A 23,443-nucleotide genomic window follows, 5' to 3' on the forward strand; every position below is an offset into this window, starting at 1 on the left:
AAGCCGCTCTTGTAGCGGCTTTTTTTATTGCATTAAATTTATCACAGCTTCTTTGGAAAGCGGTTTTGCAAGAAAGGAAATTACCTGCGGAAACAATTTCGCACGTTGCTGGTCTTCGGGGTCGACACTCGAACTCAATAAAACAATCTTTACAGACTGCAATTTTTCATCGGCACCAATTTGCTGAACTATTTCCCAGCCGTCGTAAAGCGGCATATTTAAATCGAGAAAGATAAAGTTATCGGCCTTCGCTAATTCATCAGATGTTCGCAATACTTGCAAGGCTTCAATTCCATCTGTGAAGGTTTGGACCTTAATATTAGGAATTTTCTTAAGCACTAAGCCTGCTACCATAAGCGCAATAGGATCGTCATCAATAACAGTAACGTATTTTTCCATCACAGTTTTCTTTGAAAATCAATCATAAAAGTAGTGCCGCAGCCCACAGCTGAGGCAATTTCGATGCGCCCACCCATGCTTTCTACCTGCGATTTCACCAAATACAAGCCGAGTCCTTTACTGTCGGGTAAATTATGGAAACGCTGATACAAGCCAAAAACTTTAGAACCGTGTTTTTCTAAATCGATTCCCAAACCGTTGTCGGCAAAACTCAGACGGTCGAATTGCTCTTCCCGACGCAACGAAACAACAATTTTCAACGGACGTTTCTTATTTCGATATTTCACTGCATTGGTTAACAAGTTGAGTAAGATGCTCTCAAAATACGCGCGATTTACATACAGCTCGACTTCCGGTTCGAAGTTGAGCTCCATATTCACTTCTGAAATATTGATCAGGTTGTCAATTTGCATTTTAACCCGATTTAATGACTCGAGAGGATTGATAAGTTGTTTTTCAATCGACGGATTGTCGCGAATAATTACCACTTTCCCTAAATCATTAACGGTTTCTTGCAATAAATGCGTTGATTTCGAAAAGCCTTCAACGATCAATTTTACCGTTTCATTATCAATTTGTTCTTCTTCAAGAAGTTGAAGCAAGCCGATTAAATTCGAGATGGGTGCTCTTAAGTTGTGCGAGGTGATGTACGAGAACTGCCGTAAATCTTTGTTGTTTTGCGAAAGTTCTCTAATAAGCTGCTCGCGTTCTTTTTCTTGTTCTTTTTGCTTGCTTACGTCACGCTGAATGGAAATCCAATGTGTGTGCTCTCCTTCATTATCAAAGACAGGTACGAAAGAAAACCGAACCCAAAATCGCGCACCATCCTTACGCGCACTTTTAAGCTCCATCTCAGCAGTTTTCTTTTGTGCGATGGCTAAAACCAACTCGTCGAGTAAGCTTCGGTTCTCTTCCAAATCGTACAATTGATACGGACTCATTTGCAGCAACTCCAATTCGTCGAAACCGGTCATGTTTGCAAAGGCCTTGTTAACGAAAACAATCTGCGGAATCGGAAATCTCGAATTGTCGGCATCGGTAATTAAAACCGAATCTAAGGTGTTGGTAATTACGGTTTCCAGTAATTTCAGTCGGCGTTCTTCTTTCTTTAATCTAGTCACATCTTGCATGGCACCGATCATACGCACCGGGCGTGCATCCGGACCAAAAACCAAAAAACCTCGGTCGAGCACGTACCTGTAACTACCATCTTTGCACAGAAAACGATATTCTGCTTGCCAATTCTGACTCTTTTGCGCTAGAAACGCATATAAATTCACAGAAATACGCATCGAATCTTGCGGATGAATTTTACTGAACCACCACGACGAGTTGTTTTCAATATCATCGGCTCCATAGCCAAATATTTCGAAAATTCCCTTGTTCCACTCGAAGTGATCGGTCGGTATATTCCAGTCCCAAATCGTGTCTGAGGTTGCTTTTGCTACAATGTCGTAGCGCTCATTTGCTTGCTTTATCGCTTTGGTGCGCTCTTCAAGACTGCGTAATGTATCTCTGTTTCGCTGATCGTTTTTGATAATAAAATACCGTAAAACGAAAGCGGTTAGTATTATGAAAACTAAATCTCGAGCAATGTGAAGGTACAGATGGTCAAAAGTATCCGAGGAAAAAGCAGCGTCCATAGTAACCACAGAAACTATCGCTACAAAGGCTGCAACCAAAACAAATACTACAGAAATTTTATTAGCATTGCTTTTCATTACTCAAATATATCGAATTAACCTACATTCTTGTAGAATAATTCTCATTAATTTAAAACATTCTTTAAAGAATTCGTTATGAAATTCGCTTTTCAAACTAAGTTTTAGACAATTATATTTATCGCTAAATAAAGTGTACCTTTGCGCCGTCAAAATCAGACCACATGAGCGCTATTAGAAACATTGCAATTATTGCACACGTTGACCACGGTAAAACAACCTTAGTCGACAAAATTATGTTCCATTGTCAATTGTTCCGTGAAAACGAGAATACCGGAGATTTAATCCTCGATAACAACGACTTGGAACGCGAGCGCGGAATTACCATTACCTCTAAAAACGTTTCGGTAAATTATAAAGGAACTAAAATTAACATCATCGACACGCCAGGTCACGCCGATTTCGGTGGAGAAGTAGAGCGTGTCTTGAATATGGCCGACGGTGTTTGTTTACTCGTCGATGCTTTTGAAGGTCCGATGCCTCAAACGCGTTTCGTACTTCAAAAAGCAATCGATCTAGGTTTGAAACCTTGCGTGGTTATCAATAAAGTCGACAAAGAAAATTGTACACCAGAAGAAGTACACGAAAAAGTATTCGACCTAATGTTCGAACTCGGTGCTACCGAAGAACAGCTCGATTTCCCAACTGTCTACGGTTCGGCGAAAAACAATTGGATGTCGACCGATTGGCAAAATCAAACCCAAAACATCGAGCCTTTACTCGATATGGTGATTGAGCACGTTCCAGCGCCAAAAGTTAGCGAAGGAACACCGCAAATGCTCATCACCTCACTCGATTTCTCTTCGTTTACCGGTCGTATTGCTATCGGACGTTTAGAGCGTGGCGTTTTAAAAGAAGGAATGCCAATCTCGTTGGTAAAGCGCGACGGTAGTGTGTTGAAATCGCGTATCAAAGAACTTCACACGTTCGAAGGTCTTGGTCGTAAGAAAGTTAGCGAAGTTACCGCGGGCGATATTTGCGCCGTTGTTGGTATCGAAGGATTTGAAATTGGCGATACGATTGCCGATTTTGAAAATCCGGAAGCGCTTGAAACGATTGCTATCGACGAGCCTACCATGAGTATGTTATTCACCATTAACGACTCACCGTTCTTCGGAAAAGAAGGCAAATTTGTGACATCACGCCACATCAAAGAGCGTTTAAGCAAAGAATTAGAGAAAAACTTGGCACTTCGTGTGAACGAAACCGACTCAGCAGATAAATTTATGGTCTTCGGACGTGGTGTATTGCACCTTTCGGTTTTGATTGAAACCATGCGTCGTGAAGGATATGAGTTGCAAATTGGTCAGCCACAAGTTATTATAAAAGAAATCGATGGTGTAAAATGTGAGCCAATCGAGGAATTAACAATCGACTTACCAGAGCACGTATCGGGTCGCGCAGTCGAATTCGTAACCATCCGTAAAGGTGAGATGCTAAGTATGGAAGGTCGTGGCGATCGAATGATCATCAAGTTCAACATTCCATCGCGCGGAATCATCGGTTTGCGTAACCAATTACTTACGGCAACTGCCGGTGAAGCAATTATGGCGCACCGTTTTGTAAGCTACGAACCTTACCGTGGAGAAATTGCCGGACGTATCAACGGTTCGTTGATTTCGATGGAAAACGGTAAAGCAATTCCGTATTCAATCAACAAACTTCAGGATCGTGGAAAATTCTTCGTAGATCCAAACGAAGATGTGTACGAAGGTCAGGTGATCGGTGAGAATTCTCGTGGCGACGATATGGTGGTGAACATCACCAAAACAAAACAGCTTACCAACTTCCGCTCTGCTGGTGCCGACGATAAGACGCGTATCACACCTGCAATTAAGTTCTCATTAGAAGAAGCTCTCGAATACATTCAAAAAGATGAGTATGTGGAGGTAACTCCGAAATCGATTCGCTTGCGTAAAATTTACCTGAACGAAAATGATCGAAAGCGTTATAAAATCTAAATCCCAAAAGCTGTTTCTTCGGAAGCAGCTTTTTTTTTGTCGTTTAGGTAGCACCTCTGTTGGGTTTCGCTGAGCCACTGGCTTAGATTTGTTCTTTTTTTTGATTGGCTTTGTGCAGTAATTTTTGGAAAGTGCAAATCGTATTGCTTTTCAAAAATTTGACTATTCGTTGCACTTTTCTCTAAAAAGCATTTATAGCAGCGTCAATTGCCGTTTCACTATTCCAAAAACAAGTTGATTCGATTATCTTTGCACCTCAAAATTCCGAAAGACCATGTTTGATAATCTGAGCGAAAAACTCGACAAAGCATTTCACATACTAAAAGGACACGGTAAAATTACCGAGATCAACGTAGCTGAAACCTTGAAAGAGGTTCGTCGTGCTTTACTCGATGCCGATGTTAACTTTAAAATTGCGAAAGATTTTACCGCACGCGTTAAAGATAAAGCCATTGGACAAAACGTTTTAACGACACTACAGCCGGGACAACTGCTCGTGAAATTAGTGAAAGACGAATTGGTAGACCTCATGGGCGGCGATGTTGCAGGTGTTAACCTCTCAGGCAATCCAACCGTAATATTGATGTCTGGTTTACAGGGTTCTGGTAAAACAACCTTTTCCGGAAAATTAGCCAACTACCTTAAAACCAAGAAAAATAAAAAACCACTTTTGGTGGCTTGCGACATTTATCGTCCGGCGGCAATTAACCAATTACACGTAGTTGGTAAGTCGATTGACGTGGAGGTTTACTCGGAAATCGAGAACAAAAATCCAGTTGAAATCGCGCAAAACGCCATCAAATACGCTAAAGCAAACGGATTTAATTTAGTGATTGTCGATACCGCTGGACGTTTGGCAGTTGACGAAGAAATGATGGACGAAATTGCACGCGTACATCAAGCCATTCAACCTCACGAAACACTATTTGTAGTGGATTCAATGACTGGTCAAGATGCCGTTAATACAGCAAAAGCCTTTAACGATCGATTAAACTTCGATGGAGTAGTACTTACAAAGCTCGATGGTGATACACGTGGCGGAGCAGCATTGTCGATTAAATCGGTCGTAAACAAACCAATCAAATTCATCGGTACTGGCGAGAAAATGGACGCTATCGACGCGTTTTACCCTTCACGTATGGCCGATCGTATTTTGGGAATGGGCGACGTGGTTTCGCTTGTAGAACGTGCCCAAGCACAATTCGATGAGGAAGAAGCACGAAAACTTCAAAAGAAAATCGCCAAGAACCAATTCGGATTCGACGATTTCCTTGCCCAAATTCAACAAGTAAAGAAAATGGGTAATATGAAAGACCTAATCGGAATGATTCCCGGAGCTTCGAAAGCCATGAAAGATATCGACATTCAAGACGATGCATTCAAGCACATCGAAGCCATAATTTATTCGATGACTCCCGAAGAACGCAGCAAACCAACCTTAATCGATACAAGACGTAAAAATAGAATTGCCAAAGGATCAGGAACCAAAATCGAACAAGTAAATCAATTGATGAAACAGTTCGATCAAATGAGCAAGATGATGAAGATGATGCAAGGTCCGGGCGGAAAACAAATGATGAAAATGATGGGCGGCATGAAGGGAATGCGATAGTCCGCCAGCATTTTCTCCCGATAACACAACAACACAACTACTATGCATATTTTAGACGGGAAACAAACTGCGGAAGACATCAAAAACGAAATTGCAGCTGAAGTTGCAGCAATGAAAGCAAAAGGCGAAAAAGTACCACACTTAGCAGCCATCATTGTTGGTAACGACGGCGCAAGCTTAACCTACGTAAACAGCAAGGTAAAAGCCTGCGAACGCGTGGGTTTCGAGTCTACGCTGATACGAATGCCCAGCACCACTTCCGAAACCGAACTACTCAAAAAAATCAATCAACTTAACGCCGACGATAACATCGATGGATTCATCGTACAACTTCCCTTGCCAGATCAAATTGATACACAGGAAGTTATTAATGCCATCGATCCCAGTAAAGATGTCGACGGTTTTCATCCCGAAAATTTTGGAAAAATGGCGTTGGATATGTCGACTTTTATCCCAGCTACGCCTTTCGGAATTCTCGAATTACTCGAGCGTTACAACGTAGAAACCAAAGGAAAACATACGGTCGTTATCGGTAGGTCGCACATTGTGGGTCGCCCAATGAGCATTCTCATGGGTCGCAAAGGCTTTCCGGGGAATTCTACGGTTACCTTAACGCACAGTTATACCAAAAATATCGCACAAATTACCACGCAAGCCGATATCATCATCACGGCACTCGGCGTTCCAAATTATCTGAAAGCCGAAATGGTTAAAGACGGCGCCGTAGTCATTGACGTGGGAATTACGCGCATCGCCGACGATACTACAGAAAAAGGCTATCGCATTACAGGCGACGTTGATTTCGAAAACGTAAGCAAAAAAACCTCGTACATTACACCTGTTCCCGGCGGCGTTGGCCCGATGACTATTGCAATGTTGCTTAAAAATACGCTTTTAGCGAGAGAGCAGCGCAGGTTGGTGAAGTAAGTTATTGAATTGCATTTAGATCGTTAATAAAATTTGACACTAATATACAATGTTTCCAAAACTAAAAATTGTCACAGTGAAGAAGGAGTATCTTGTTCTTTTTGAGCTTTGCTGCTTTTGATTTTCCTCAAGATTGGTTTCTCAAAGAAGGTAAACTGTTCGTAAAGGTCATCAAGAATAATATTTCTTGTAACTCCATACTTATCCTGATTTAAGACTTTACTTAGAATTTCATTTATATCAATTCGACTTTCTTTTTTTAATCTCTCCAAATCTGACCTTTTGATTTTATCAAAGCATTCTATAACATTTAAAATAATATTTTGTATTACTACAAAATTCTTTGCTTTTCGATAAAAATTTATGGAATGTGTATACGCAAGGAGAGCGTTAAAGTAATCTTTATTATCCAAAAAGTTATTACCTTCGATCAAAGAGAGTCCCCCTTCTGAATTATTATATAATCTTTTTGCTTTCCTCTTCAGTGCAAACTTTGACTTTGTTAGTTCGTTCTTCAACATCAATTCAACCTCTACTTTCAATTCATTTTTAGAAGTTTCGACTTCTTTTCTTAGTGCTTCTCTTAAAGTATCCTCACTTAATTTTAAAGTTCGTTTCTGATACCATTGTATTAAAAGAGGAGCAATTACACCAACTATTGTTAAAGCAATCGTGCCTACTATAATAAGCTTGTCCCATGCGGAATTATAGGTAAGTGGCTGGTTTTTTTGAACAGGTTAAAAATAGAGTTAAATTAACCTTTTAAAAGAAAAACAGTATGAAGACATCAAAATTTTCAGAGGAACAGATTATTTCGATCTTAAAGGAGCAAGAACAAGGCTTTAAAGTTGTTGATATCTGTCGCAAGCATGGTTTAAGTGAACCGACTTTTTACAGTTGGAAAAAGAAGTACGATGGTTTTAGTGTGAGTGAACTTCGTCGTCTGAGAGAACTAGAACAAGAAAATAGTCGTTTAAAACGGGCTGTTGCTGATTTAACGCTAGATAACCAAATTTTGAAGGATGTAAATTCAAAAAAGTGGTAACGCCTGAGCAAAAAGAGCAATGTGCGGTGTACGTTGAACAGACATTCAAAGTATCGCATGCTCGGGCGTGTAAACTAGTTAGTTGCTCTAGAACTACTAAGTATTATAACAAGAAGATGCCTATAAAAGATGCGCGGGTAGCGGAATTGATTTCTCAGGTAATAGGCAGTAGCCGGCGTGGGCGAAAAAAAGTGATTCCGCTAGTGCTTAAAAAAGACCCTAAGCAAAGCGCTTTTAGAATTAGGAGAGTTTACACCCAATCGGGGTATTCCCTTTTCAAGCGTCCACGAAAGCGTGTTGCCAACAATCAGCCTAATCCGGCGCAAGTTCCGCTGATGGCAAATGAGGAATGGGCAATCGACTTTATGTACGATTCGCTTGTGACAGGTCGTGCCATACGCTCTTTGAACATCATTGATCCGTTTAATCGCGTATGCAAAGGCATTTATATTAAACACAGCTTCGCGGCAAAAAGCTTGATAGAGTCGATGGAACAAGCCATTGAGAAACACGGCAAACCAAAATCTATTCGCACAGACAACGGTCCGGAATTCATCTCAAAAGCGTTTCAACTTTGGATGCATAAAAACAGTATAAAATGGCATGCTATTGAAAAGGGAAAGCCGCAACAAAACTGTTTTATCGAACGTTTTAACAGAACTGCTAGAGAAGATTTTTTCGATCTTAACTTATTCCGTGACTTGCAACAAGCAAATGAACTCGCTGGAGTATATCTCAACGAATACAATGATTACAGACCGCATGAATCTTTGCTTAACCAAACACCTTCTCAATATGCTGCGTAGGTTTTTTTTAGGAATAAGCCCTCTGAAATGCGAAAAGCAGACACCAACACAGGCATCTGCTTTTGCGACATTTCATCGGGTGAACTTAACCCTGGCGAGTTGCTCCTCAGCAGAGCTCGATTCCGTTTCAGTTCAAAACAAATTTCAAATCAAAAAACTATATTTACAAACTGTCGAAAAAGCCGACCACTTTCAGTCTGTATTAACGGTGTTTTAATCAATTCTTTGTACACATCAGGCATATCTTTTTTCAGTAACTTATCCTCATCCATGATTTCACTTGATGTCGAGTTGTGTTTTTTAAACTTAACTTTAAATGCATCAACTTCATCATCTGCCCACAATTTCTTTATCCCCCTATTTAAATCACATTTTGTTAATTGAACTTTATGCTGAATCGTTGATTCTACAAAATTATTTAAAATTGTATCATCTTTTACATCTCGTGTTACAGCGACAACCTTATCTGAAATTATAGAAGCTAAATTTCGCTCTAAAATATTTGTAAATACAAGTAGTTTTGTTCCGTTCTTGTGTATTTGAACGGGTATTATAAAATCAATAGAATTTACTTCATTCGTACCTTTGTTGAAAAAGGCGAAAGTTGTGGGAAACAAAAAATTATATATCGTATGATTATTATTGACTTTATTTATAGACTTTAAATATGGATTTGCAGACATATAATTTGCAGGCAATACACCTATATAATTGTAAACATATACATGCTGCTTTAATAATGAGAAATTATTAAAAATAGCTGTTTCGATTTGAGCCTTCGTGTTAGTTTCCACGATACGATTTACTAACTGCTGTTGTCTTTCCTTATATTCTGTTAAATTAAAAATTTCTTTTATCGTCCCGACAGAAAAGGCTTTGATCATTCTTTTATAAACCTCGTCAACGCTATTTATATCATCCATGGTAAATATAATTTTACTTTATTGCAATTGTAAGAAATTTTGTAATCGTTAAAGAAGGAAGTTTATTGTTATTATCAAATTTTATTGACAGAAAGTAAGGTAGTCTCAATGTTTTATAAAACTATTAAATTTATTTCAAATATGCACCATGTCGAACAAATATGCACCATGTCGAACTATTATAACTGCCTTAGCTGAAGCCGTTCGATTGTCCTTAGATCACAGTGATTAGTTTGTTATTCTTCGATACAAAACTCAGTGCATTTCTTGATGTCTGATTTTTGCGAATAAATGGATCTTCGTCCTTTCGCGACTTTCAAGTTTTTAGATTAGTTTAAAGCATTCAGTATGGGTGTTTCATAAGCACAAATACGCATTTTCCTGATTGACATTTTGGGCTTTTTGATGTCGTTCTTTACAACACACAGCTTTTATTTACAAAGAACGTGGTGTCGCGATTTAACGATTTGTTTTTACTTACGTTAAAGATATTATGGTAATATAAATTATCCCACGTCATACCCGTTTATTATATTTGTCATATAAAATATTCGTGCTTCACGCATTATTGCTAGAATCCAAATTACCACACTAGAACTAGCGTTCTAGGATTACAAATGCAAACAATGTGTACGAGTACGCCGTTATGGCGTGGCTTGTGCTATTGCATTTGTAGGGTGTGGTAATCCTGGATTTAGCATGGTACTTGTCCACGCTTGTTTTATCTACAACATTCATTAAATCCAAAATTACCACACGATGAAAAACACCACTATTAGGCTAGGTGCATGCATTCTATTTGCATGTTTTAACTTTGGAGCATACGCTCAAGATTCATTTGAAATTAATGATGAAACAGTAGCTCGTTTACAGTATAGTAAAGTATTTACTATCGAGCATAAAAAGTTTCCAGAAGTGAACCGAGAAGCTGATTTTATCGATTATCCTGTGCCAGTTGCCTCTCTTTTGGGAAAGTATGAGATTCAACCTACACATTATAGAATCGCAACCAGCGATGGATTTCGAGGTAAATTTCTTGCTGATGAATTAATAGTGTCAGCCGAAGAACTTGCACAAGCGACGCAAAGCACATATTTGATATTAGTGAGATTGTCTGATAATGAGAGGTTTGTTTTTCGAGCAAGTGATATCGAGAATATTCGTCGAGAGGAACAAATTAAAAGGACAATAGCTTGGGCTCAAGCTCAAGGATTCAAGCCTTATAAAGATGGCGAAGATTACTATATAAAATCGAAGAAATGCGACATCAGACTAGATGCAAGAACGCTGACCGAATTGAAAAATGATTCAATGTACATCATAAAATTAGATGCTGACCAAACAAAAATTATGGAATTAGTTCAACAGACTAAAGTACATATCAAAATTTTAGATAGTTATTTGGGAACGTATCGCCTCAAAAGACAAAACACACCTACTGCAACTCTTGCAGCATGGCGAAAAGCAACTTTGAATGCGCAGAAGCTAGCAAATAAAATCTATAGTCTTAATAAAAAATACGATGGTAACTATTCATTTTCGTTATTAAATAAGACAAATACTTATGATGTATTTTTGGATAACCTTAATGCATCCAAAGGCGTTTTAGGAATGTAGTCTAATACTTTTTGGGTTCTGTCCTCATTATTGAAGCCGGCTCATTATCAGACGGCTCATCCGTTGTTATTTCTCGGGAAGGTTTTATTTGGTCGTCAAGGAACGACTCTATAGTATGGAGTTCTTCCTTATTTGCAATAGATTCAGTAATCCAAGTAGCTAATGATATCATTTATAAAAGTTTTGAATATATTTTATGTATATCGTTTACTGTAAAGTTTCAGCCGTAAGTTGTTTATAATTCAAACTTTGATTTGATTGCAGCAATAGTAAATTAAATCGTTTACCGACTGGTAAAGTTCTCGTATTTCGTCGATAAACAAATTCATCCAGATATCTTTGCAGATGCTTAACACTTACTCTCTTGTATGTGCCTTTCATTGCAGGCTTTATGTTACTCCATAAATTTTCAACTGAATTAGTATGGAATTGGCCATTTTTAAATTGTCCTTTCTTATGAACAACTTCTACATGTAGGAAATCCCACCAAAGTCCTCGATAGCCTTTGTGTCCATCGCTGACGATTATTGAACCTGGTTTAACGTGTTTTCGAATTATAGGCTTTAAGGTTGTGCCTTTTCGATTCTCAACAACTTTTGCGTAAGCCATTCCATCACTGCTAACCATTCCAAATACAGCAGACTTAGTTTTTAAACTAACACCTTGAGTTCCTGCGACTCTTTTACCAACATTTTTATTTGCATTTCGTCCACCAATAAGTGTTTCATCCATTTGCGTAACATTATCAAACATAAAGTCTTTATCAATGTTTCCAAAAGCTTCACGAATACGGGACAACATGAACCATGCTGTTTTTTGTGTGATGCCTAAAGTCTTATGAATAGTGTAACTACTAACGCCAGCTGAATCCAAACATATCATACTAATTACTCGAAACCATTTCCGTAAAGGGACTTTTGAATTTTCAAAAATAGTGCCTGCCGTAACGCTAAAGGGACTATTACAATCTTTACAACGATAATACCCCCTAAACTGTCCACGGGTCTTATGTGGTTTATGTAACGCACTCTGACTTCCGCATTTATGACAAATTGGTTCATCGCCCCATAGTAACTGTTCCAAGTGTTTTCGGCAACTTTCATCAGACAACAAGACAACGTCCATATCATAGGGAGACTTAAATACAGTCGCTCTACATATCTCATTGTCAGTATATTGTGTCATAATTGATTTATTAAATTTAATAAATTTGGATGACACGGGTAACGTACTAATACCTTTGTTTGACAACTTGTTAACAGTTTCAATTGCTTCGATAGACAAAGAGTCATCAACCCAAACAGGAGTCTTAATCAGATAGTCACTAGTTGTGAAAATATTAAATTTGACTCTTTGACGACCTCGAATAATTGTGCCTCTTTTCCGCTGTTCCATTTTCTTTAATTTAGAATTGGCGCAGATGAAACAATGTGCTGTCAAAAAATAATTCAAAATTGAAAATTTGCACAAACGCAAGAAAGCCAGTCGGTTAGGACTGGCTTTCTTAGTGAGATTGTTAGATATATATAATCTAATAATTGACCTTTAACGCATGAATTTGGAGAGCAATTAGGATAAGTTGCTCAATGCCTATAATAATTGCAATTGTCAGTTGGACCTTTTTGCTGATTGATTTTCTCCGGCGATGTTTTGACCTACTCATTTTTAAGTGGAATTAAAGTTGAGCTGTATATATCTAACGGAGATTTCAATCAGTTTTTTGATCAATTATTTTTGCAATATATCGACAATATTGAAAAATTCATTGTAACTATCTAATAGTCAATGCTAAAATTTTGTATATTTGAGACTATAATATTTCATTATGAACTGGATTTCTTACCCTCAATATCGACCTGAAGTCTCGCAACCTTACTTAATTAGCGTTGAACGACCTTATGCGGTCTCAACTTTGACATTCAATACAATGGCATACTATGACGTAGATACACAAAGATGGTTCAAATACGATGGGTTTGATGACAACAGCGCAAAGGAACTAATTACCAATAAAGTAGTTGGATGGCTTGGAGGCCTGACTACTTTTCTTGGCTAATCTTTCATTTTCACGTAAAGAAAAACTCCGCCAATTGACAGAGTCAGAAACATTGTATATTAGTGTCTAAAATTTTTTTAAAACTCAGGTTTTTTACGCTTGCATTACTGCATTAGTTTTTCAATAGTCCTAAAAATCATGTTTCTTCCTCCATAGATCGGAAGACTGGAAAAATAAAATTTCAATTTTTTACGATCAACGGAGTTATAAATGTACGTTGCAATATTTGTTATGCATTCTTCGTTACGGCCGTAGAAAAGAGTCGTTGTGCACACATCTTTAACAAATCTTGGTGCATCGATTTTTAATGCAACTTCTTTGTATTTGTCTATAATCTCGATGTGGCTACAACTTTTCAGCAATTGTAATAATTCAGAAGATTTGCCATCGAGTTTTTTTATGTCATAATAAAACTCAAACGCTTGCACATTGCCATTCTGAAGAGCATATCTGGCATTACTTAAAACAGATTGTCTGTATTTTTTGAATTTTTCAGGGGATGCATTTGCTTTTATGAAATGATACTTTTCAATATCATAGATGTATTTTCCGTAATTAATTAAAAGAGAAGCAAGTTTTTGAACATCGTTTTTTTTCTCGTAAATGCCAATCAAAAAGTTAACATATGGCATGTCGTAACTTTCGTTAACATTTCTATTAATCTGCTCGATGCAATATTCTTCAGCCTTATCAAATTGCCCGCACTTAATTAAGGCTGCAATCAATGTGCAATTGTAGTCGTTATGATATCTTCTCGGTCTAAATTTACTATAGTGCTTCGCAAACAAATCGTTATCTAAAAAAATGTTTAAAAAAAGATTTTCCAATTCATCGTTAAACCCAAGATAATCAGTTTGAGCATCATTGTGAGCTGCATTAAATTTCTGTTCGACAAATCGGGCAATCGCATTTTTCTGAATTTCATTTGATTTTGAATTTTCATAAATTCTGCGGCAAAGTTCAATATCACTAGTGTACATCTCATTGTTGAACAATAGTGAATAATAAAACTCCATACTCGTTTGCCAAACTTCAAAATCTTTGATGTTAAATAACGCCAGTAACAAATTGTTGTAAATGTTTTCAATCAATTTTGTTACGCGAGGACTAGAAATGTAGTATCTGCGTTTAAAATCTACAAGCTCATTAGTCCGTGCTTGCACTAGCTTATACTTTGATCCGTCGATTGCAGTACTAAAAATAAAATCTTCTATGGGTTTTAATGCGATTTGCAAAGAGTCGGTTACTTTTTTAAGCTCATTCGTTTCAATTCTTCTTCTTTTTCCTATTACTGAAGAAATGCAATCTTGAATGGTCTTTTTAATAGTGGCTTCGTCAATAACAGCCGATTTTAAATCGAATTCATTTTTAAAAATAAAGGCAATTTCTTTATTCTTTTTCAAGAGTTCCGCAAGCCAAAGGCGTAAATCGTCGTTTGATACGGTTTCGAGCACTAACTCAATTTCGGTTAATTTCTTTTTAGGCGTCTTTTTTATGGTAACCTTCTCGGTTTTTTCCTCCGATAAGAAATAGGCTAGCGCAATAATGTGATTGCAAATACCACCATTCTCGCAATCGCAGTTGGTTTCCATTATGTTTTTTTTCGAATCAAAAACGATTTGTACATCGAAACTATCCTTGTTTTCATCAACATAAGCAACAAAAGTATCTTTGTCTGTCTGATCTAAATCGCGAACAATCAGTTTTTTAGCTAATTTAAGCTTGTTCTTATACTCTTCTAGGAACTTGTTCAGTGTCATAATTAAAAAAATACAACTCAGTTCGCTGTTTTTGATGCGAAAAAGAGTTAATCACCATCACGACAAATATAACTTTGTTTCATATCTACCCGAAAACAACATTCCAGATTTATCACTTTTTTTTCAGTAGCTAATCCCGCTTTCCGCTGTAGTCCTCAAAAAACACGCTGTTTTCACACGCACTGCATGGGGCTTCTATGGTCGCCCATACAGGTGCGGTTCAAACAAGCGTCTTTTTCTCCGGGCTGCCGCTGCACTCGGGGCTAGGAAATGAGAACCAAAAGAAAAACAAGAATCAACCTAACTCTTCAAGAGTTTTAAACTCTTGAAGAGTAGGTTTAAATTCATGATGAAAACCAATATCCCGCTGCACTAAGCGCTAGGAAATACGTTACTAACGTTTGGTGGAAAAATACCTATAAGCAGGTAGTTTTGAATAGAAATAAGTGTGTAAATTAGCAAAGAATGAACAGTTATCCTAAAACACAAAACGAAACGAGTGTCCGATTTATTAGATTTGAAATGCGCAAAACTTTTTAAATCAAAGCATTGTAATCGAATATTTTATCGTTATTATCGATAATAAAAGAAGGTAGGGGAGAGCTTTGGTAATTGTTAAGTTAGAGGTCAGGCTATCGTGAGGATGCAAACACAATCGACAGAGTAAAAAGAATGAAAATCTTAGACAAAATAATAGGAAAAGAAGCCCCCAAAAAACTCATGGACAAATCACCATGCCTTGCTCCCTGGTATTTTAGTAGGGATAATCCAAAGTTGATTAAGGGTGACGAAACTTTACATTGGAAGACAATCGGTTCTCACGGTATTACTGCGTTGACAGACCCAATTGGAAATAGTTATGCTTTAATCAGTATGTCTTGGTACGTACTTGCGGCTGACGACAGTAAATCCTTTTTGATTTGGAACAGGGATTTGGAAAAAACAATCGGACTTCAGACAGTACAAATTTTATACTACGAGTCAGACAAACTGCGACCAATTGTTGGTTGGGACAAGACAATCTCTCAAATGGAGAGTAAAAAAAAGATAATTCATTTCGCAGGTGAGCCAGCAGCAAAGTTTGAGTTTTCGTTTAATCCAAAGGAGGAAGCAATGAAGTTTGACTTTCCAGACGAGTTTAAAAAGTTCGGAGAATTTATTTTGCTTACGGAACTGGAAAACCTTTATGACAACTCTGAACCAGACAATTATTGGCACAACACAACAATGCTTTACATCAATACAGACAGCGGTTGGGTTTTCAATTATCCGCAAGACTGGTTTAATAAATCAAACTGTGACTTTATGTATCAGTGGATAACAAGAGCAATCAAAAATCCAAAGACGAATTTAATTCACGGACAAGGCATACGAATTGATGATTTTGTGCTTGACGAAACAAACAGACAATACTTTAAAAAATACTGACTTCTAACATAACATAACAAAGCTTCCGGGATAGAAAAGCACGAACCGCCAATACGGATTTTGCGTCAGGCGACCTGACGTGTAAACTTGAAGCTTTTTACTTCTAATGAACTTTAGTAATAAATTGAAACTTTGTGCTCCAAAACCCGCATGCACACAAATCCATGAAACTCTTGCGGCAATATTACCGCAATACAACAAAAAGATAAGAAACAAGTAAATGAAATTTAAAATGAAACAAAAATTAACCATTATTACAATGGGACTATTTTCACTTTTCGGGTGTGGACAGAAAAATAGTTTGACACAAAAAGAGACTGAACTTCTAAACAAATAAACTTTCAAAACGGATTTATTTACCGAATTAAAAAGTTTTACAAAAAATGAATTAAAACAACTTCCTGAGATCGACCAAGAAACAGGCGAAGTTTTAAGTGACAAATTTTACAATGGTATTTTTTCAGAAACAACTGAAGAAAAAGCAGTCGAATTTGTAAAGAAACTTAAAACTAATTATAGAAAAAACGGTTATCTAATTTTTGTATTCGAAGGTGAAGATGACAAAAAAAATGTTGCTGTAATTAAAGGTAGTGACGATTTAGATATTATACGTTATAGAAGAACCGACGGAATTAACTATGATTTAGAAAACGAAGACGTTGTTAACAAAATTTCTGAATGGAAATCGAAATATGGACTTACTGTAATTGGTTGTAGTAGAGATTGGTTGCAAATTGAGTTTGACAAACTTCCTACTAACATTGACGCTTTTGCAAAAGAAGTTTATGAGTTTTGTCCAGACTCTGTAGACCAAGGTGTTGGGACAATTGACAGATTAAAAGACGCTATTAAAGAAATGAACGGACTTTGGTTATGGTGGGATTAAACAAAAATACTACCCCGCTGTTTACTAGTCTTTCATGAAGAAACGAAATTTAAAAGCTATGGAAATTAAACCTATAAAAAACGAAAATGATTATAATCAGGCTTTGGAAAGATTAGAAATGATCTTTGACGCAAAGCTCGGAACACCAGAAAGCGATGAACTGGAAGTACTTGGAATTCTTATTGACCAATATGAAAATGAGCATTTCCCAATTGGATTACCCGATCCAATCGAAGCAATAAAGTTCAGAATGGAACAAATGGGCTACAATCAAAGCGATTTGGCGAAAATTGTTGGCTTAAAAAGCAGAGCAAGTGAAATCTTAAATCGCAAAAGAAAACTCTCTTTAGAAATGATACGGCAACTTCATGAAAGACTGAATATACCAACCGACGTACTGATTCAAACTTATTAATAAAAGTATGCATGTCGGCCAACAGCCACACCTTTGCACATATCGATATCTATTCTATCTTTTCCTGAAAAAAATTACCGCCGAATAAAATCTCGCTACTTTGGATCCCACTATCCCGCTGCACCCGAGGGGACAGCCGAATTGTCCGAAGGAAATCGGGGCTAGGAAAGGCGTTACTAACGTTTGGTGGAAAAAAAATCTAATCGCAAAAGATAAAATCGGATACAAGCACATGATTTACAAAGCTTTAATGTGCAATAATTTATTTTTTAAATAACAGAAAAAGGTACTTTCTACATATTTTAAAATTGATAGCGTAAGTTATCACGTTGTAGCCCATTTCTGTTAAAATCGACTTCAAAATCCTGCCAAAATACCATACTTTGGTATATTTGTTGAAATGAATTTTTCATGGCTAAAAACACATCAATATTACTCGGCGATCATTTTAATAATTTCATTAATGAAGAAGTTGCTTCCGGTCGTTATAGCTCGGCGAGCGACGTAGTACGATCAGCGCTCAGACTTCTCGAAATGGAAGAGCAAAAAATCAAGTGGCTTAGAAACCAACTTGAAATCGGAGAGAAAAGCGGATTCGTGGAAAATTACGATCCTAAAAAACATCTTGAAGAACTTAGGAAAAAGTATTCATGAAATATAGAATCACAGAATCTGCTTACCATGATTTGAGCGATATCTACTTCTATACGCTCCAAAAGTGGTCGGAAGACCAAGCAAGTAAATATTTCGATTCGATAATTCAAGAAATAGAGTTAATCAGCCAAGCACCGGAAAGAGCCAAACAAATACCTCAAGTAGGACAAGACTTCTTTTATTTCAAAGCCCTATCTCATTATGTGTTTTTCTAAAAGAATAATGATACGGTTGAAATCATCAGGATTTTACACAAAATGATGGATTTCCCTAAGCACTTGGAGTAAAAACGTCTTATAATCGTCCGCTTCGCAATCGCTCCCGACTTTAATTAGCGCAGATTTGTAAACCTATCAACAATATTTTTTCGGTAACGTTCCCCGCGGCCGCGGTTGAAACGAAAAGCGCGCAAAAAGCAATTGGTAGCGTGAACCGAAGCAGAACGGCGACCGCAAGAAGCCCGCTCTGCGCCGCGTGAACGCACCAAGTGCTTTGCGTACTTGAAGTGCAAAACGCGAAATGCCGCCCAAAAAGTTATAAACCTGAGTTCGATTTAAAAATTGCGGTCAGAAAACAGATAAATGGTTGAATACTAGGCAGATTTTTATTGGGATACTAGAGTATCACAAAAAAATCTAACGAAGTAGACAGCCGTTTATCTGTTTAGCGTGGCAGTTGCACATTTCTATTGCTATTTGATTTGACAATTTGCACATTTTAAGCGTTCTGACAATGATTTTTAATCGAACTCAGGTTGTAGCCAATTTGTCTTTGTTTACCTTCCAAAAGTAACCCGCAACCAGTGCTAATGCGCATAGTAGCAACGTAATTTGAATAGCAACCGGAATTTCACTTTCAGCTGCACGCGTTCCGAACGCCCACAATGCGGGTAAAATAACGATTATGGTTTTTACGCGGTGGTAGAAAATTTGAAAAACAATTGCCGTAGCCACAACGGCCATAACAATTGCAATGGGTTGCTCGAGCGTTTTGAAAAATTCGAAGCCCGATTTTAAACACACTATCGCGGCATTTAAAACCGTTGCCAGCGTAACCCAACCTAAGTTTAAAGCCGGAGCCCAGGCGAGATATTTGGCGTACGTAAAACTCTCGTTCGACTCGGAAAGCAAACGATCGGCGGCATACAGCAAACACAATACCTGCGTGACTATGGAAAGCAGCGCCACCGTAGTATAACCATCGATGAACAGAAAACCCCAAGTGGCATTTGCCACGTGATGCACAATTAAAACCGCCATCACTTTTTTGATTTTATCGAGCGGAAGCGTGGGTTTTACGAGTAAATAAACCGAAAAACCGATTTGAAAAAGGAAGATCAAACTCCAGATTCCAAAGGTGTAACCCGGCGGCGTTAGCAAGGTTTGATACTGTGCCGAAACCGCGCCGATACTGCTGTTGTGGTAGTTTCCTGAGCCAGTGAGGTAGTTGCAATACAGCATAAACGCCGTTGCAATAAAAAGTAAGATTTTATAAAATTTGTAACTCATAGCGCGCAGGATTCTGCATTAAAATTAGAAAAAAACCTTTAGTTATCGGGTGTTAACAGCAAAATCTAGTCGAAATCGTCGATCTCGGAATTTTCGGCAGTTCCGTGTGATTCGGCAATTAACTGCTGCAATTCGTTCAGTTCGTCGACACGCAATTCTCGAAATTTTCCGACAGGCAAATCCAAAACAATGTTCATGATACGTATGCGTTTGAGCGCAGTAACTTCGTAACCCAAATATTCGCACATGCGCCGAATTTGCCGGTTTAAACCTTGTGTGAGCACAATTTTAAAAACGTATTGACTAATTTGCGTGACTTTACATTTTTTAGTTACCGTATCTAAAATAGGTACGCCGTTGGTCATGCGGCTAATAAAGCGTTCGGTTATGGGTTTGTTTACCGTGACGGTGTATTCTTTTTCGTGGTTGTTTCGCGATCGCAATATTTTATTGACGATATCGCCGTCGTTGGTTAGTAGTAATAATCCTTCGCTGGCTTTGTCGAGTCGGCCAATCGGAAAAATACGTTCGGGATACTTAATGTAATCAATAACGTTGTTGCGCACATTTTGGTTGGTGGTAGTTTCGATTCCCACCGGCTTGTAAAACGCTAAGTACACGTTTTTTTGCTGCAGTTTAATGCTTTTTCCGTCGACATAAACCACATCGGATTCGGCAACTTGGCTTCCGGGTTCGGCTAGGGAATCGTTAATTCGAACGCGACCTTCGGCAACCAGCTTGTCGGCTTCTCTTCGCGAGCAGAAACCGCTTTCGGAAATATATTTATTGATTCGTTTGGTCATTTATGAGGCTTTTAAAAAGCTGAGTAATTGTTGGTAGAGATTCGCATCGTGCAACGAATGACCTAAGTTTTTGGTCGGTACGAAGGTAACATCTTTCCAGTTAGCAATAATTTTTTCGCTTTCGCTGAAGGCAACTACATCGTCGTGAGCGTCGTGCGCAACGAAACCTTTAATTTGCAGCGACTTAACGAAGATTTTACTCGAGAACAACTGTGTTTCTAATTTAAATTTCGTTGAAAACGTTTGTGTGAGTCCGCGTACATTTCTCGGACGCAGCGATAAAATGCGGGCGTAATTAGAAATGAGTACATCTAAGTCGGCTGGTGCACCTAAAATAGCCGCTTTTTCGACCGTTTCCGGATTGCTTTTGTGCAAGGCATAAATACTTGCCGATCCGCCGATAGAATGCGCGATAAGCTGTTGTATTCCGAATTTCTGAATCATAGCGGCAATGACTTCTGCGTAAAGCGGAACGGTAAACAGCGTACCCGAAGATTTTCCGTGCGCCGGAGCATCGATTGCATAAATATCAAATTGGGCTTTTTTGAGGTAGGGAAGGAGTTTCTTCCAACGTTTGCTGTTGCTTTCCCAACCGTGAACCAACAATATTTTCTTGCCGTTTCCTGGAAAGCGGTACACGGCAATATCGTGATCGGCAATGTTGTGTATTTCTTTCTCGGCAGTTTGTAAGACTTTAGGAATTTTTCCGAGCTGAATTTTCCCTTTGCGCGGCGTACAAAAAATCTGGAAAGCTAAAGCATCACTTTTCTTGGGCGCAACTAGGTGCAAGACGTTTAAAAATGCGCCTATAGATTTGGTGAGAATGCGGTACAAAAACGGATGCATATAAAATAACTGCGATAAAGGTCGGAAATTCTTGTGGTTTTCGGCGGTGTTGTATAAAATACGCGGCTAAATCAGTACGGCCGTGTGGACATTACGTATATAATGAAATATCGAACATAAAAAAAGCCGTTCAAACGAACGGCTTTATATGCTTAGTGCCTGCTTATTACAAGCTTGCAATCAAGGCTTCAATTTTTTCGCGCTCTTCGTTCGCCAAAGCAGCATCTACAAGGATTCTTCCAGAATGCTCGTCGGTGATGATTTTCTTGCGCGCAGCAATTTCCACTTGTGTTTGTGGTGGAATGGTAAAGAACGATCCGGCACTAGCACCACGTTCGATAGAAACTACCGCTAAACCGTTGCGAACGCTGTTTCTGATGCGGTCGTAAGCAGCGAGCAAGCGCGGTTCGATAGCCGCACGAAACTCTTCAGATTTTGCTTGAAGCGCAGTTTCTTCTTTCGAAGTTTCGTTCATGATCGCTTCCAGTTCCGATTTCTTGTGGTTCAAATGTTCTACTTTCTGTGAAAGTTTCTCTTCCGATTGTTCTACAACTTGCTTTTTGTATTCGATAGAAGCACGCATTTCTTTAATGTGCTTTTCCGCCAATTGAATTTCCAATTCTTGGTATTCAATTTCTTTAGCTAAAGAATTAAACTCGCGGTTGTTGCGAACTGATTCTTGCTGTTTGGTGTATTTTTTAATTGCTTCACGGTGCTCCTCGATAGCGTTTTTGCGCTCTTTAATTTGGTCTTCAATAACATCGAGTTCCGATTTAAGTTTTTCCGTACGCGACTTCAAACCCGCAACTTCGTCTTCTAAATCTTCCACTTCCAAAGGTAATTCACCACGCACGCTGCGGATTTCGTCAATTCGTGAGTCAATTAATTGTAAATCGTAAATCGCTCTTAACTTATCTTCTACAGTCAATTCTTTTGTGCTAGCCATATATTACAGGTAATTTACCGGATTAGTATTCGTATTCGCTAAAATGATTGCAAAATTAGGCAATTTTTCTTTAAGAAAATCAGCGATTTTGTATTTTGTAAATTGCTCGGTTTCGTAATGTCCACCGTCAACTAAAAGTAGCTGATTTTCAGCGCTAAAGAAGTCGTGATACTTTAAATCGGCCGTAATATATGCATCGGCTTTCGCTCTTTTTGCCGCGTGTATTGCCGAACTTCCCGAACCACCAAGTACCGCCACGCGCTTTATCTTCTTATTAATGAAAGCACTGTGACGCAAAACGGGTGTTTTCAAAACACTTTTCGTCAGTTGTAAAAAATCAACTTCGCTAAGTTCGTTTTCTAATTCGCCAATCAATCCCAGACCCGCGTTTGAACTTTCGTTTTCCAATTTGTAAATTTGGTAGGCAACTTCTTCGTACGGATGTGCCTCTTTCAATGCGTTTAAAAGTGCGGCTTCTTGTCCGGCTTCAAACAGCAATTCCAATCGAACTTCACTAACTTCAGAACGAGTGCCAACAGAACCAATTACTGGCGTCGCGGCTGCTTCCGGTTTGAACGTTCCCGTTCCGTTACTTGAAAAACTACATTCGCTGTAACTACTGATGTGGCCACCACCCGCCATAAAAAGCGCATCTTTTACTTGATCAACCTTGGCTTCGGGTACGTAAGTAGTTAATTGGCGGAGTTGTTCTTTTTTAGGAACGAGAAACCGACAATTTTGCAAATCCAAGGCTTTGGCCAAATACGCACTTACGCCCGCCGCATCGTTGTCTAAAGCCGTGTGAATAGCATAGAGTGTAATATCGTTTTTGATCATTTTCAAAACGGCACGTTCCACATAGTTTTTTCCGGTAATCGACTTCAAACCACCGAAAATAATTGGGTGAAACGCCACAATAAAATTGCAGTTTTTAGCCACAGCTTCATCTACTACTGCTTCTAAAGCATCGTGACAAACCAGAACGCCCGTCACTGTTTGCTGGGTATTTCCCAATAATAAGCCAACGTTGTCGAAATCTTCCGCACGCCGCAATGGAGCAAGGCTTTCCAGCACTTTTAAAATTTCACCTACTTTCATACACTAAAATTTTCGCTAAAGTATCGATATTT

23 protein-coding genes are annotated in these 23,443 nt (G+C 38.4%); 12 read left to right on the forward strand and 11 right to left on the reverse strand.

Annotated features, from left to right (window positions below):
• Positions 1–24: 24 nt before the first annotated feature.
• On the reverse strand, positions 25–399 hold the full coding sequence (locus Q0064_RS02630) for a response regulator (RefSeq protein ID WP_298143891.1): 375 nt from the start codon (positions 397–399) through the stop codon (positions 25–27).
• On the reverse strand, positions 399–2,120 hold the full coding sequence (locus Q0064_RS02635) for a PAS domain-containing protein (protein ID WP_298143894.1): 1,722 nt from the start codon (positions 2,118–2,120) through the stop codon (positions 399–401). The genes Q0064_RS02630 and Q0064_RS02635 overlap by 1 nt, the downstream gene beginning before the upstream one ends.
• Before the next feature lie 164 nt (positions 2,121–2,284).
• On the opposite strand from Q0064_RS02635, the gene typA reads away from it, so the two are divergent.
• From typA to Q0064_RS02650, 3 genes are all read left to right on the forward strand, one after another.
• Positions 2,285–4,081: a translational GTPase TypA gene (typA, locus tag Q0064_RS02640; RefSeq protein WP_298143897.1), complete on the forward strand. Its 1,797-nt coding sequence runs from the start codon at positions 2,285–2,287 to the stop codon at positions 4,079–4,081.
• Positions 4,082–4,355: 274 nt separating this feature from the next.
• Complete coding sequence (gene ffh / locus Q0064_RS02645; protein WP_298143899.1) at positions 4,356–5,693, forward strand: signal recognition particle protein; 1,338 nt, start codon at positions 4,356–4,358, stop codon at positions 5,691–5,693.
• A 42-nt stretch (positions 5,694–5,735) separates the two neighbouring features.
• Positions 5,736–6,620 carry a tetrahydrofolate dehydrogenase/cyclohydrolase catalytic domain-containing protein gene (locus tag Q0064_RS02650; RefSeq protein ID WP_298143902.1) on the forward strand — a complete coding sequence of 295 codons (885 nt, stop codon included), beginning with the start codon at positions 5,736–5,738 and terminating at the stop codon, positions 6,618–6,620.
• A gap of 71 nt (positions 6,621–6,691) precedes the next feature.
• Here Q0064_RS02650 and Q0064_RS02655 read toward each other — a convergent pair whose 3' ends face one another.
• Positions 6,692–7,162: a hypothetical protein gene (locus Q0064_RS02655; protein ID WP_298143905.1), complete on the reverse strand. Its 471-nt coding sequence runs from the start codon at positions 7,160–7,162 to the stop codon at positions 6,692–6,694.
• Positions 7,163–7,398: 236 nt separating this feature from the next.
• On the opposite strand from Q0064_RS02655, the gene Q0064_RS02660 reads away from it, so the two are divergent.
• Both Q0064_RS02660 and Q0064_RS02665 read left to right on the forward strand, forming a co-directional pair.
• A complete protein-coding gene (locus Q0064_RS02660; protein WP_298143908.1) occupies positions 7,399–7,665 on the forward strand; it encodes a transposase in 267 nt (88 codons plus the stop codon).
• A gap of 26 nt (positions 7,666–7,691) precedes the next feature.
• Positions 7,692–8,471, forward strand: a complete 780-nt coding sequence (locus Q0064_RS02665; protein ID WP_298144100.1) for an IS3 family transposase — start codon at positions 7,692–7,694, stop codon at positions 8,469–8,471.
• Positions 8,472–8,620: 149 nt separating this feature from the next.
• On the opposite strand, the gene Q0064_RS02670 is transcribed toward Q0064_RS02665, so the two are convergent.
• Positions 8,621–9,394 (reverse strand): hypothetical protein, encoded by a 774-nt coding sequence (locus Q0064_RS02670; RefSeq protein WP_298143911.1) that lies wholly within the window; start codon positions 9,392–9,394, stop codon positions 8,621–8,623.
• A gap of 759 nt (positions 9,395–10,153) precedes the next feature.
• On the opposite strand from Q0064_RS02670, the gene Q0064_RS02675 reads away from it, so the two are divergent.
• On the forward strand, positions 10,154–11,011 hold the full coding sequence (locus Q0064_RS02675; RefSeq protein WP_298143914.1) for a hypothetical protein: 858 nt from the start codon (positions 10,154–10,156) through the stop codon (positions 11,009–11,011).
• Between the two features lie 207 nt (positions 11,012–11,218).
• On the opposite strand, the gene Q0064_RS02680 is transcribed toward Q0064_RS02675, so the two are convergent.
• On the reverse strand, positions 11,219–12,406 hold the full coding sequence (locus tag Q0064_RS02680) for an IS1595 family transposase (protein ID WP_298143917.1): 1,188 nt from the start codon (positions 12,404–12,406) through the stop codon (positions 11,219–11,221).
• A 532-nt stretch (positions 12,407–12,938) separates the two neighbouring features.
• Between Q0064_RS02680 and Q0064_RS02685 the strand changes: the two genes are divergently transcribed.
• On the forward strand, positions 12,939–13,067 hold the full coding sequence (locus Q0064_RS02685; RefSeq protein ID WP_298143920.1) for a hypothetical protein: 129 nt from the start codon (positions 12,939–12,941) through the stop codon (positions 13,065–13,067).
• 104 nt (positions 13,068–13,171) lie between these two features.
• Here Q0064_RS02685 and Q0064_RS02690 read toward each other — a convergent pair whose 3' ends face one another.
• The gene (locus Q0064_RS02690; protein WP_298143923.1) at positions 13,172–14,827 is read right to left on the reverse strand and encodes an SWIM zinc finger family protein; all 1,656 of its coding nucleotides are present in this window, start codon (positions 14,825–14,827) and stop codon (positions 13,172–13,174) included.
• 672 nt (positions 14,828–15,499) lie between these two features.
• Here Q0064_RS02690 and Q0064_RS02695 point away from each other — a divergent pair.
• The 5 genes from Q0064_RS02695 (at position 15,500) to Q0064_RS02710 (ending at position 18,425) form a co-directional block, all read left to right on the forward strand.
• Positions 15,500–16,255: a hypothetical protein gene (locus tag Q0064_RS02695; RefSeq protein WP_298143926.1), complete on the forward strand. Its 756-nt coding sequence runs from the start codon at positions 15,500–15,502 to the stop codon at positions 16,253–16,255.
• A gap of 580 nt (positions 16,256–16,835) precedes the next feature.
• Positions 16,836–17,141, forward strand: coding sequence for a DUF4253 domain-containing protein (locus Q0064_RS14720; RefSeq protein ID WP_366094680.1), 306 nt, complete (start codon positions 16,836–16,838; stop codon positions 17,139–17,141).
• Between the two features lie 58 nt (positions 17,142–17,199).
• Complete coding sequence (locus tag Q0064_RS02700; protein ID WP_298143929.1) at positions 17,200–17,556, forward strand: helix-turn-helix domain-containing protein; 357 nt, start codon at positions 17,200–17,202, stop codon at positions 17,554–17,556.
• Between the two features lie 411 nt (positions 17,557–17,967).
• Positions 17,968–18,210: a type II toxin-antitoxin system ParD family antitoxin gene (locus Q0064_RS02705; RefSeq protein WP_298143932.1), complete on the forward strand. Its 243-nt coding sequence runs from the start codon at positions 17,968–17,970 to the stop codon at positions 18,208–18,210.
• Positions 18,207–18,425 carry a type II toxin-antitoxin system RelE/ParE family toxin gene (locus Q0064_RS02710; protein ID WP_298143934.1) on the forward strand — a complete coding sequence of 73 codons (219 nt, stop codon included), beginning with the start codon at positions 18,207–18,209 and terminating at the stop codon, positions 18,423–18,425. Before Q0064_RS02705 ends, Q0064_RS02710 begins: the two co-directional genes overlap by 4 nt.
• Before the next feature lie 534 nt (positions 18,426–18,959).
• On the opposite strand, the gene Q0064_RS02715 is transcribed toward Q0064_RS02710, so the two are convergent.
• From Q0064_RS02715 to Q0064_RS02735, 5 genes are all read right to left on the reverse strand, one after another.
• Complete coding sequence (locus Q0064_RS02715; protein ID WP_298143937.1) at positions 18,960–19,718, reverse strand: tryptophan-rich sensory protein; 759 nt, start codon at positions 19,716–19,718, stop codon at positions 18,960–18,962.
• A 65-nt stretch (positions 19,719–19,783) separates the two neighbouring features.
• Entirely contained in the window at positions 19,784–20,521 is a 738-nt protein-coding gene (gene rluF, locus Q0064_RS02720) for a 23S rRNA pseudouridine(2604) synthase RluF (RefSeq protein ID WP_298143940.1), read from the reverse strand.
• On the reverse strand, positions 20,522–21,367 hold the full coding sequence (locus tag Q0064_RS02725) for an alpha/beta hydrolase (protein ID WP_298143943.1): 846 nt from the start codon (positions 21,365–21,367) through the stop codon (positions 20,522–20,524). It abuts the gene before it with no gap.
• A gap of 166 nt (positions 21,368–21,533) precedes the next feature.
• A complete protein-coding gene (locus Q0064_RS02730; protein WP_298143946.1) occupies positions 21,534–22,313 on the reverse strand; it encodes a C4-type zinc ribbon domain-containing protein in 780 nt (259 codons plus the stop codon).
• Between the two features lie 3 nt (positions 22,314–22,316).
• Positions 22,317–23,411 carry a Nif3-like dinuclear metal center hexameric protein gene (locus Q0064_RS02735; protein ID WP_298143949.1) on the reverse strand — a complete coding sequence of 365 codons (1,095 nt, stop codon included), beginning with the start codon at positions 23,409–23,411 and terminating at the stop codon, positions 22,317–22,319.
• Positions 23,412–23,443: the final 32 nt, after the last annotated feature.

This window comes from Flavobacterium sp., from assembly GCF_027490375.1.
Taxonomy (GTDB): Bacteria; Bacteroidota; Bacteroidia; order Flavobacteriales; family Flavobacteriaceae; genus Flavobacterium.